The organism is Pseudomonas sp. DVZ6, assembly GCF_024259445.1.
GTDB lineage: Bacteria > Pseudomonadota > Gammaproteobacteria > Pseudomonadales > Pseudomonadaceae > Aquipseudomonas > Aquipseudomonas peradeniyensis.
Genome location: NZ_JANCLM010000002.1, coordinates 39,762 through 48,672, shown reverse-complemented (window position 1 = coordinate 48,672; position 8,911 = coordinate 39,762). Strand labels below are relative to the sequence as shown.

At 63.8% G+C, this 8,911-nt stretch carries 12 protein-coding genes; 6 read left to right on the top strand and 6 right to left on the bottom strand.

Annotated elements, in window-relative coordinates; all coding sequences use genetic code 11:
• Position 1: 1 nt before the first annotated feature.
• Positions 2-1,633, bottom strand: a complete 1,632-nt coding sequence (locus NMG10_RS01650) for a hybrid sensor histidine kinase/response regulator (protein ID WP_203646661.1) — start codon at positions 1,631-1,633, stop codon at positions 2-4.
• Positions 1,634-1,740: 107 nt separating this feature from the next.
• Here NMG10_RS01650 and NMG10_RS01645 point away from each other — a divergent pair, with 107 nt between their 5' ends.
• Positions 1,741-2,355 carry a response regulator transcription factor gene (locus NMG10_RS01645; RefSeq protein WP_203646663.1) on the top strand — a complete coding sequence of 205 codons (615 nt, stop codon included), beginning with the start codon at positions 1,741-1,743 and terminating at the stop codon, positions 2,353-2,355.
• A gap of 159 nt (positions 2,356-2,514) precedes the next feature.
• Here NMG10_RS01645 and NMG10_RS01640 read toward each other — a convergent pair whose 3' ends face one another.
• The 4 genes from NMG10_RS01640 to NMG10_RS25945 all read right to left on the bottom strand — a co-directional run bounded on the left by NMG10_RS01640 (position 2,515) and on the right by NMG10_RS25945 (position 3,997).
• Positions 2,515-2,736 carry a DUF6555 family protein gene (locus tag NMG10_RS01640; protein WP_186713273.1) on the bottom strand — a complete coding sequence of 74 codons (222 nt, stop codon included), beginning with the start codon at positions 2,734-2,736 and terminating at the stop codon, positions 2,515-2,517.
• Positions 2,737-2,893: 157 nt separating this feature from the next.
• Positions 2,894-3,445 carry an ATP-dependent Clp protease proteolytic subunit gene (locus NMG10_RS01635; protein ID WP_203646666.1) on the bottom strand — a complete coding sequence of 184 codons (552 nt, stop codon included), beginning with the start codon at positions 3,443-3,445 and terminating at the stop codon, positions 2,894-2,896.
• A gap of 14 nt (positions 3,446-3,459) precedes the next feature.
• Positions 3,460-3,855 carry a low affinity iron permease family protein gene (locus NMG10_RS01630; RefSeq protein WP_203646667.1) on the bottom strand — a complete coding sequence of 132 codons (396 nt, stop codon included), beginning with the start codon at positions 3,853-3,855 and terminating at the stop codon, positions 3,460-3,462.
• Positions 3,856-3,868: 13 nt separating this feature from the next.
• Positions 3,869-3,997, bottom strand: a complete 129-nt coding sequence (locus NMG10_RS25945) for a hypothetical protein (RefSeq protein ID WP_267812455.1) — start codon at positions 3,995-3,997, stop codon at positions 3,869-3,871.
• A gap of 260 nt (positions 3,998-4,257) precedes the next feature.
• Here NMG10_RS25945 and NMG10_RS01625 point away from each other — a divergent pair, with 260 nt between their 5' ends.
• The 5 genes from NMG10_RS01625 (at position 4,258) to NMG10_RS01605 (ending at position 7,959) form a co-directional block, all read left to right on the top strand.
• Positions 4,258-4,554: a hypothetical protein gene (locus tag NMG10_RS01625; RefSeq protein ID WP_254463592.1), complete on the top strand. Its 297-nt coding sequence runs from the start codon at positions 4,258-4,260 to the stop codon at positions 4,552-4,554.
• Between the two features lie 106 nt (positions 4,555-4,660).
• Positions 4,661-4,804: a hypothetical protein gene (locus tag NMG10_RS01620; protein WP_254463590.1), complete on the top strand. Its 144-nt coding sequence runs from the start codon at positions 4,661-4,663 to the stop codon at positions 4,802-4,804.
• Between the two features lie 223 nt (positions 4,805-5,027).
• Positions 5,028-5,801 (top strand): endonuclease/exonuclease/phosphatase family protein, encoded by a 774-nt coding sequence (locus tag NMG10_RS01615; RefSeq protein WP_254463588.1) that lies wholly within the window; start codon positions 5,028-5,030, stop codon positions 5,799-5,801.
• Positions 5,798-7,000 (top strand): cardiolipin synthase ClsB, encoded by a 1,203-nt coding sequence (gene clsB / locus NMG10_RS01610; protein WP_254463586.1) that lies wholly within the window; start codon positions 5,798-5,800, stop codon positions 6,998-7,000. Before NMG10_RS01615 ends, clsB begins: the two co-directional genes overlap by 4 nt.
• Positions 7,000-7,959: a lysylphosphatidylglycerol synthase domain-containing protein gene (locus NMG10_RS01605; RefSeq protein ID WP_254463584.1), complete on the top strand. Its 960-nt coding sequence runs from the start codon at positions 7,000-7,002 to the stop codon at positions 7,957-7,959. Before clsB ends, NMG10_RS01605 begins: the two co-directional genes overlap by 1 nt.
• 182 nt (positions 7,960-8,141) lie before the next feature.
• Here NMG10_RS01605 and NMG10_RS01600 read toward each other — a convergent pair whose 3' ends face one another.
• The gene (locus tag NMG10_RS01600) at positions 8,142-8,312 is read right to left on the bottom strand and encodes a hypothetical protein (RefSeq protein ID WP_254463582.1); all 171 of its coding nucleotides are present in this window, start codon (positions 8,310-8,312) and stop codon (positions 8,142-8,144) included.
• Positions 8,313-8,911 lie beyond the last annotated feature (599 nt).

Sequence of the window (8,911 nt, the reverse complement as noted above, 5' to 3'; positions counted from 1 at the left end):
CTCAAGCGCCGGCCTGAACCGCCGGCGCCGCTGCCGTCTCGCGCAGGGCGCGCAACGCCGCGCGCAACTCGGCAGGTCGCACCGGCTTGGCCAGCACCGCGATACCCCGCGCGTGCAAGGCGCCCTGCAGCCTGTCGATGTCGTGACCGGTCATGATCAGCGCCGGCACATCGGCACCGCGCTGCGCGCGCAACTGGTCGATGCAGTCAATGCCGGTAGCCTGCGGTCCCAGGTCATAGTCGGCGACGATCACATCACAGTCGCTGACCAGGCCATGGGGCGAACTCTCGGCCTGCACCTCGCACCCCCAGCGTTGCAACAAGGCACTGGTGGCCTGCAGCACGTTGTGGTCGTCCTCCACCAGGCACACCCGCAGCCCGGTGAGCAGGCCCGCCTGCACGGCCTGCTCAAGCGTGGCCCGCGGCACTTGCGCAGGGGCCCTGGCCAACCCCTGCAGGGTCACGCAGGTGCCATGCCCCAGGCGCGAGCGCAGGCTGACCTGCAGGCCCATCAACCGCCCCAGGCGCTTGACGATGGCCAGACCCAGGCCAACCCCCTCGACATCCTTGTCGCGTGCCTCGCGCACCCGGTAGAACTCCTCGAACACCCGGTCCTGGTGCTCCTCGGCAATCCCCCGACCCTGGTCGCAGACAACGATGGCCAGGCCCTGCCCGCAAGGCCGCACGCCGATCAGCAACCGGCGTCCGGTGGCGTACTTGAAGCTGTTGGACAACACGTTCTGCACCATGGTCGCCAGCATGCCCGGATCGGCGCGGATCCAGTGACGGCTCGGCACCAGGCGCATCTCGACCCCGGCCCAGCGCGCCGCCTCGCTGTTCTGGCGCAGCAGCTCGCGCAGGAAGCCGTCCACGGCAAAGGTCTCCCATTTCGGCTGCACCCGGCCGTTGTCCAGGGTGTACAGGTCGAGAATCGAGCGGAACAGCTGCGAGACGTTGAGCAGCGAGCGGTCGATGCTGTCCACCAGGCGCCGCTCCTCCTCGCCCAGGCGTGCCTCGCGCAGGCAGGCGGTGAACAGGCCGATCGAGTGGATCGGCTGGCGCAGGTCGTGGCTGGCCTGGGCCAGGAAGCGGGATTTCTCGCGGGTCGCGGCCTCGGCCAGGGCCGTGGCCTTGCGCGTGCGCTCCAGCAACAGGTGGGCATAGAACGGGATCAGGGTGCTGGTGGTCAGCAGCATCGGCAGTAGAAACGGCTGCTCCTGCCAGTAGGGGGTCAGCCGCCAAACCACCAACAACGCCCCCAGGGCCAGCACAGTGGCAATGGCCAGGTAGCGCGAACCGAAGCGCATGCCGTTGCCCAGGTTGATCCACACCATCACCGCATACAGCGGCAGCGCGGTTTCGCCGCCGACCACCAGGCCGAAGCTGGTGCCGGTGTAGTCACCGAGCATGCCGAAGATCCGCCGCGCCGGATAATGCCCCGGCCAGCGCTTGATAGCCTGGCGCATGCCGATCGAAACCACCACGAAAGCGGCGTAGTAGAGTATCACCGGCAGATAGGTGGCCGGCGAGCGACCCGGCAGGAAGCCCAGCAGCGCCACGTAGCTGATCGCGCAGGAGGCGACGATGATGCGCAGGTTGGCCTGGTCCAGTTCGTTGTTCTTTTCGAACTTCATGGGGTAACGTCCTTGTGCGCCAGTCGGCATTTGCGGCAAGCATCATGGGAAAATGCCGCAGTTGACTGCTAAATTAGCATGTGTCGGACGACAGGGAGTTCCTCGACGTGAGTTGTCGCATCATCGTGGCAGATGACCATCCGCTGTTCAGGGAAGCCATGGTCAACACCGTGCGGCGCATCCTGCCCGAAGCCCGGCTGGAGGAAGCCGGCAGCCTGGCCGACGTGCTGCGCCTGGCGACCCTGGGCACAACGCCCGATACCCTGATCCTCGATCTGCGCTTTCCCGGCCTGACCTGCATCGGTCGCCTCGCCGAGCTGCGCCGGCAACTGCCGCGTACCACGCTGATCGTGGTGTCGATGGTCGACGACCCGGAGGTGATCTGCGAAGTCATGGCCGCCGGCGTCGATGGTTTCATCGGCAAGAGCGTCAGCCCCGCGGAGATCGGCACGGCCATCCTCGCCATCCGCGCCGGCGAGGTGGTGGTCAACTACCTGCCCAGCGGCCTGCTGCCGCAACTGGGGGCTTCCAGCGAGCTGGAACAGCTCACCCACCGCCAGCAGGACGTGTTGCGCCTGATCGCCCAAGGCAAGACCAACAAGGAGATCGCACGTGCGCTGGATATCTCGCCGTTCACGGTGCGTATTCATGTGTCTTCGCTGCTCAAGACCCTCAATGTGCCGACCCGCACGGCGGCGGCGGTCAAATATTCGGGCAATTAAGCGCAGATCGGGCTGTCAGCTGTCGCGGGGCCCTGTGGGAGCGGGTTCACCCGCGAACACCGGCGCAGCCGGTGCCATATACCGCGTTGCTTTATTCGCGGGTAAACCCGCTCCCACAGGATATGTGACTCGCTGTCGGGCGTTGTTCCCTGCGCGGGTTCACACCCGCCAGTGCACATCGGTAATGCCATGCCGCTCGGCCATCGGCCGGCTGACCTTTTTGATCTTTTCCCGTCCGAACTTCGGGATGATCCCCAATCCCGCATCGCAACTGGCCCAGTGCCAGGCTTCGGCGTTGTCCATGTGTTCCTGGCGGATGATGAACCGCCGCGGCTCTCCGTGCAGCCGATATTCAATGGTGTACAGCTGGGGACTTGGCATTGCCGCAGGCCCTCCTCTTCTCCATGGATGACTCTTTGACTGATCGTGGTGTTCCATGAAAATTCAATAAATTGTCAGGCAGACTGAAGGGAGGGCCAGCCCATTACAAAGTTGCCCGGATTGGTTTGCCTGGTCCCGCCGCGCAGGCCGTCCGGGCTCACGCATGCACGCTCCATTGCACCGCATCCGCAGCGATCGGCAACTCGTCGATGGCATGGATCATCCCGCTGGCCAGCGCCTCCTGCGGCTCCAGGATGCGCGGATAGGCCATCAAATAACGCGGCACGTCGAGCACTTCGCTGGCACCTTCGGTCCGCTCGGCAACAATCTGCGCATACAGGCGCAGGTCGTAGTCCAGGCTCATGGCGTATTCGGCCATGCGCGCATGGTCTACCGAACCGTGCAAGGTCCAGTGGAAGGGATGAAACAGGAACTTGCTGCAGGCACAGGCCGTACGGTGAACACCGGCAAGGAACAGGATATTGCCCATCGATTCGACCGTGCCCAGGTTGTGGGTATGCACCGGCACCGGCAAGGCGCGCAGGAAGTTGTACAGGGTGAAACCGTAGCTGCACTCGCCGCCCATGGTGGCGATATTCAGCTGCAATACCTCGGCGCCCTGCTGCAAAGCCTTGGAGCAGGTACTGATCAGGTTGCCGCAGGTCGCGGAGTTGATCGGGCCGGTGTAGTGGATGATGTGTCTGGCCATGTCGTCCTCCAGGGTCAGTCAGGCGTGTTCTTTTGCGCAGAGTCACTGCCCGGCACCGTCGTGTCGTGCTCGCCCATTCGCTGGTAATGCTTGCGCAGCGCATGCAGTTCGGCCGGCCCCATGTCCTCGAGGTCGAGCAGTGCCTTGTGCGCCCGCTTGGTGGTGCGCAGCAGCTCGTCGATCTTGATGTGCAACTCATCGTTGTCGCGGTTCTGGGTGTTCTGGATAAGGAACACCATCAGGAAGGTGATGATCGTGGTCGAGGTGTTGATCACCAGTTGCCAGGTATCGTTGAAGTGGAACAACGGCCCGCTCACGCCCCAGGCGATGATCAGCATCAATGCGATGGCGAAAGTCACCGGGCGTCCACTGTGGTTGGCCAGCCATTGGGCAAACCGGTCGAATTTCATGGCTGGATCTCCTTCAGGCCGATTGCCCGGCTTCGCCAGGCTGGCCTATGTCCGGGTCGTCTGATTGCACCTGCGGCTCGTCATCCTCCGGTTGCACCGGGGATTGTGGTCGATTGTCGTCGGTATCGTTGTCGCTGTTCATGGACTCACCTCGATTTGCACGCCGGCATGCGGTGGAGACCCACAAGGCGGGCAAAGTTCCGGTTTTTCTCGCCCCCTTCGGCAGGTGTTCTCACAGTGCAGGGCGCCTCCCTGCACTGCTGTTGTTCACCCGCTAAATATTTGCCTCGCGGTCCTTCAGGCAACTGGTCCGAAAAACCGAGAATATTTTTACTGCGATGACTGACAGCCCAGTCATAACTGAACACAGACCTTCCTGTGTTCGACCAGAGGTAAGCCATCATGGCTAACAATCAGGACAAGGGCGGCGACCGTAGCGCCGACAACAATATGGGCAACGCCGGCCAACAAGGCGGCCACGGCTCAGCAGGCGACATGACCGACCGGCAGAAAGGCGGCCAGCAAGGCGGTCAACGGCCTGATAACAAGACCGACAAGGATTGGGCGCAGTCCCAGGATACCGGGCGAAAAGGCGGGCAATCGGTGGAACAGCCTGATGACAGGGAGAACCTTACCGACACTGGAAAAGTCGGTGGTCAACAACGCGACCAAGACCAGGGCATGGACAAGGAACGCTGATTCCGAAGGGGTCCAACCAGGGCGACATCGTTCGCCCTGGATCGTATCGAACGGTTCCGGTCCTGCCGGTATGTGAGGCCGCGAATGCTTTAACGAGGTAACAGCCATGATCGACCCCAACCATCCAGACCCTTATGTCGATGAAGTACCGCACGATCCCGGCGAAAAGGTCCCAACGCCCGCTCCGGAACATAAGGTACCCGACTGGCCGGAAGGCCAGGTGCCACCCGAGGAACAATCCGACGGATGACGGCACCTTGGTGCAGCATGGTCATCAGCCAGAGGTGAACCGGTTTCCCAGCCAGCGCCACTCGTCAATCCTGCTGAACCCTCTCGCTCCGCTACCGGTCGCTACTGATAAGTACACGAACGTAGGAAGCCCTCGTGAGCGAGATCCGCATTGGTATTTCCGGTTGGCGCTATGGCCCATGGCGCAAGGGCTTCTACCCCAGGGGACTGTGCCAGGGGGCGCTATGAACGGGACCCTGCCCGCCCCCCGCTGCATCATCGACAAGGTCAGCGCCGTGCACCGCCTGACGGTGCTGACCCTCAACGTGCACAAGGGCTTTACCCTGTTCAACCGCCGCTTCATCCTGCCGGAGCTGCGCGAGGCGGTCCGCTCGACAGGCGCCGACCTGGTGTTTCTGCAGGAGGTCCACGGCAGCCATCAACAGCATGCCGAGCGCCACCCCACCTGGCCGCAGACCCCACAGTACGAATTTCTCGCCGACAGCATGTGGCCGCAGTTCGCCTACGGGCGCAACGCGGTCTATCCCCATGGCGATCATGGCAACGCCCTGCTGTCGAAGTTTTCGATCCGCGCCTACGACAACCTGGACGTCTCGATCCACGGCAACGAGGAGCGCGGTCTGCTGCACTGCCAGCTCGAAGTACCCGGCCATGAGCAGGTACACGCGATCTGCGTGCACCTGGGGCTGCGCGAAGACCATCGCCAGCGCCAGGTCGACCTGCTGCTGGCGTTGCTCGACAGCCTGCCGGCGGACGAACCGGTCATCGTCGCTGGCGACTTCAACGACTGGCGCCTGAAAGCGGATGCGCGGCTGTCGGGCCATCTGCGCGAAGCCTTTGGCAAGCCAGCGCGCAGCTTTCCCGCCCGCCTGCCCCTGCTGCGCCTGGATCGCATCTATCTGCGCAATGCTCAGGCCTGCGAGGCGCAAGTGTTGGCCAGGTACCCGTGGTCGCACCTCTCCGACCATGCCCCGCTAGTGGCGCAGGTGACGCTATGAAGCAGTCCTGGAGCGACGGCAACCGTGTCGAACTGCTGATCAATGGCGAGCAGTACTACCCGCGCGTGTTCGAGGCCGTGGCCCAGGCGCGCAAGGAAATCCTCCTGGAAACCTTCATCATCTACGACGACAAGGTCGGCCAACCCTTGCGCCAGGCCCTGATCGACGCCGCGCGGCGCGGGGTGCGGGTCGAGGTGGCGGTGGACGGCTACGGCACCGCGGACCTGCCCGACGACTTCATCGCCTCGATGACCGAGGCCGGGGTGCGTTTCCATTCGTTCGATCCGCAACCACGGCTGGCCGGCATGCGCACCAACCTGTTCCGCCGCCTGCACCGCAAGATCCTGGTGATCGACGGGCAACGCGCGTTCATCGGCGGCATCAACTACAGCGCCGACCACCTCGGTGATTTCGGTCCGCAGGCCAAGCAGGACTACGCGGTGGAGGTCGTCGGCCCGGTGGTGGCCCAGGTGCACGCATCCTCCTGCCGCATGCTCGCACCAGTGCTGGATACCACCAGCCTGGTACAGCCGACCTGCACCGCCGCAGGCCCGGCCAGCGCCGTGCTGGTGGAGCGCGACAACCGGCGCCATCGCAACGATATCGAGGTCTGCTACCTGCAGGTCTTCCGTGAGGCCAGGCAACGTATCGTCGTGGCCAACGCCTACTTCTTCCCCGGCTATCGCCTGCTGCGCGAACTGCGCAACGCCGCCCGGCGCGGGGTCGAGGTGACCCTGATCCTCCAGGGGCAACCAGACATGCGCTGGGTACGCGCCCTCTCGCGGCTGCTCTACAACTACCTGCTGCGCGACGATGTGCGCATCCACGAGTACTGCCAGCGTCCGTTGCACGGCAAGGTGGCGCTGGTGGACGACGACTGGTCCACGGTGGGCTCGAGCAACCTCGACCCGCTGAGCCTGTCGTTCAACCTCGAAGCCAACCTGCTGATCCGCGACCGGGCGTTCAACGACGAGCTCTACCAACACCTGAGCGAGCTCACCCGCGAACACTGCAAGACCGTGACGCTGGAGCGCATGGTGCGTGGCTACTGGTGGCGCGCACCCTTGATTTTCCTGGGTTTCCACATCACCCGCTATTTCCCGCGTATCGCCGGCTGGTTCCCCGCGCATCGGCAGCGCCTGCAGTCGCTGCAAGCCGCCAGCGAGGCCCCGGCCGACTACCACGGGGGCAAGACCTGATGGCCACGCCACGCTGGAAGACCTGGGGCAAACGCCTGCTGAGCGTACTGTTCCTGGTGTTGATCCCGGTGCTGCTGTTCACCCTGGCGCGTAACCTGGACTGGAACGAAGTGCGCCAGTCACTGCTGGCCTACCGACCCTCGACCCTGGCCCAGGGGTTGCTGCTGGCCCTGTGCAGCTATCTGGTGTTCGCCAGCTACGACCTGCTCGCCCGCGCCTACACCGGCCATCGCCTGCCGGCCCGCCAGGTGCTGCCGGTGGCGTTCGTCTGCTATGCGTTCAACCTCAACTTTACCACCTGGGTCGGCGGGGTGGCCCTGCGCTATCGCCTGTACGGCAGGCTGGGGCTGGATACCCCGACCATCACGCGCATCCTCACCCTGGGCCTGTTGACCAACTGGATGGGTTACCTGCTGTTGGCCGGAACGGTGTTCGCGTTGGGCTTGGTCAAGCTGCCGGATAGCTGGGCGGTGGGCGCCGGCGGCCTGCGCCTGATAGGCGTCATGATGGTGGCGATCACGTTGGCTTACCTGTTCGCCTGTGCCTTCGCCAAGCGGCGAACGTGGGAGCTGCGCGGGCACGAAGTCACTCTGCCGAGCATGCGCCTGGCGTTGGGCCAGGTGGTCCTGGGGGCCAGCAACTGGGCTTTGATGGCGGCGTTGATCCACCTGCTGCTGCCGCCGGAACTGTTCTATCCCTCGGTGCTGGGGGTATTGCTGATCAGCTGCGTGGCGGGCGTGGTCGCGCATATTCCCGCCGGGCTTGGCGTGTTGGAGGCCGTGTTCCTCGCCCTGCTCCACGGCCAGCTCGGCCAGGGCTCGCTGGTCGCCGCGCTGCTGGGTTATCGAACGTTGTACTACCTGATTCCGCTGCTGTTGGCGGTGGTCACCTACCTGATCCTCGAGAAGCGCGCCAAGGCCTTGCGCCAACAGGCCGGGCCGGCCCTCGACAAGCGCTGAAGGCCCTTCGGGCCTGGGAGGTACTTGGCCAACCCCGATGCCACAGGGCGTGACGAGCCCTCCACCCGCCCTGCCGTGCCCAAGGATGCGCGGATCATCACCTATTACTGCGACACCCCGAGCCTGGGCCAGGCGCGTAGCGATTGTGAGCGCAACAACGCCGAAGTCCCAACGAGGCAAGCTCAGCCTATGCCGTTGCCGTTGCCGTTGCCGTTGCCGTTGCCGTTGCCGTTGCCGATCAAAAGTTTAGCCCCATAGCCCGCTAGCGACAGCTGCGTCAGCCCAGGCGCCGCCCGTACCTTCGCGACTTCAGGAGGCCGAACGCAGGCCTTGCGGAGGGAGGTGACGGGCATGGATGCCCGTCAAGCGCTGGGGCCCAGGATGGGCCCTGCAGCGCGGTCCTCCCGGGAGCAAGGCCGGAGTGAGGGGACCCGGAGCGAAGCGTAGGGCCGGATGAATGGAGCGAGGATTTTTTGGTTCCTTTTTGATCCTTCAAAAAGGAACTCGCCGTAAGGGCGAAAAGGTGACTATGCGTCGACATTGCAAATGAATGCACTTACAACCCTTAAAACCAGCACCGGCCGACTTTGACTTTGACTTTGACTTTGACTTCTAGAGCATGTGTATTGAAAGTTATATGCGCATTCATTTGCGATGGTGACGCAAAGTCACCTTTCCGCCCTTACGGCGGGTCCCTTTTTGAAGGATCAAAAAGGAACCAAAAAATCCTCGCTCCATCATCCGGCCCCTACGCTTCGCTCCGGGGTTCCCTCGCTTCGTTCTTGCTCCCGGGAGGACCGCGCTGAACGCCCCATCCTGGGGCGCAGCGCTTGACGGCCATCCATGGCCGTCACCTCCCTCCGCAAGAACTCCACTCGGCCTCCTGAAGTCGCAATTGGCGGCGCCTGAACTATCGCGCACTTAGAAGCAAGATCAAGATCAAGATCAAAAT

Coding starts and splice junctions, on each gene's coding strand:
- NMG10_RS01650 (WP_203646661.1), bottom strand. CDS start 1,633: ATGAAGTTCGAAAAGAACAACGAACTGGACCAGGCCAACCTGCGCATC.
- NMG10_RS01640 (WP_186713273.1), bottom strand. CDS start 2,736: ATGCCAAGTCCCCAGCTGTACACCATTGAATATCGGCTGCACGGAGAG.
- NMG10_RS01635 (WP_203646666.1), bottom strand. CDS start 3,445: ATGGCCAGACACATCATCCACTACACCGGCCCGATCAACTCCGCGACC.
- NMG10_RS01630 (WP_203646667.1), bottom strand. CDS start 3,855: ATGAAATTCGACCGGTTTGCCCAATGGCTGGCCAACCACAGTGGACGC.
- NMG10_RS25945 (WP_267812455.1), bottom strand. CDS start 3,997: ATGAACAGCGACAACGATACCGACGACAATCGACCACAATCCCCGGTG.
- NMG10_RS01625 (WP_254463592.1), top strand. CDS start 4,258: ATGGCTAACAATCAGGACAAGGGCGGCGACCGTAGCGCCGACAACAAT.
- NMG10_RS01620 (WP_254463590.1), top strand. CDS start 4,661: ATGATCGACCCCAACCATCCAGACCCTTATGTCGATGAAGTACCGCAC.
- NMG10_RS01615 (WP_254463588.1), top strand. CDS start 5,028: ATGAACGGGACCCTGCCCGCCCCCCGCTGCATCATCGACAAGGTCAGC.
- clsB (WP_254463586.1), top strand. CDS start 5,798: ATGAAGCAGTCCTGGAGCGACGGCAACCGTGTCGAACTGCTGATCAAT.
- NMG10_RS01605 (WP_254463584.1), top strand. CDS start 7,000: ATGGCCACGCCACGCTGGAAGACCTGGGGCAAACGCCTGCTGAGCGTA.
- NMG10_RS01600 (WP_254463582.1), bottom strand. CDS start 8,312: ATGCCCGTCACCTCCCTCCGCAAGGCCTGCGTTCGGCCTCCTGAAGTC.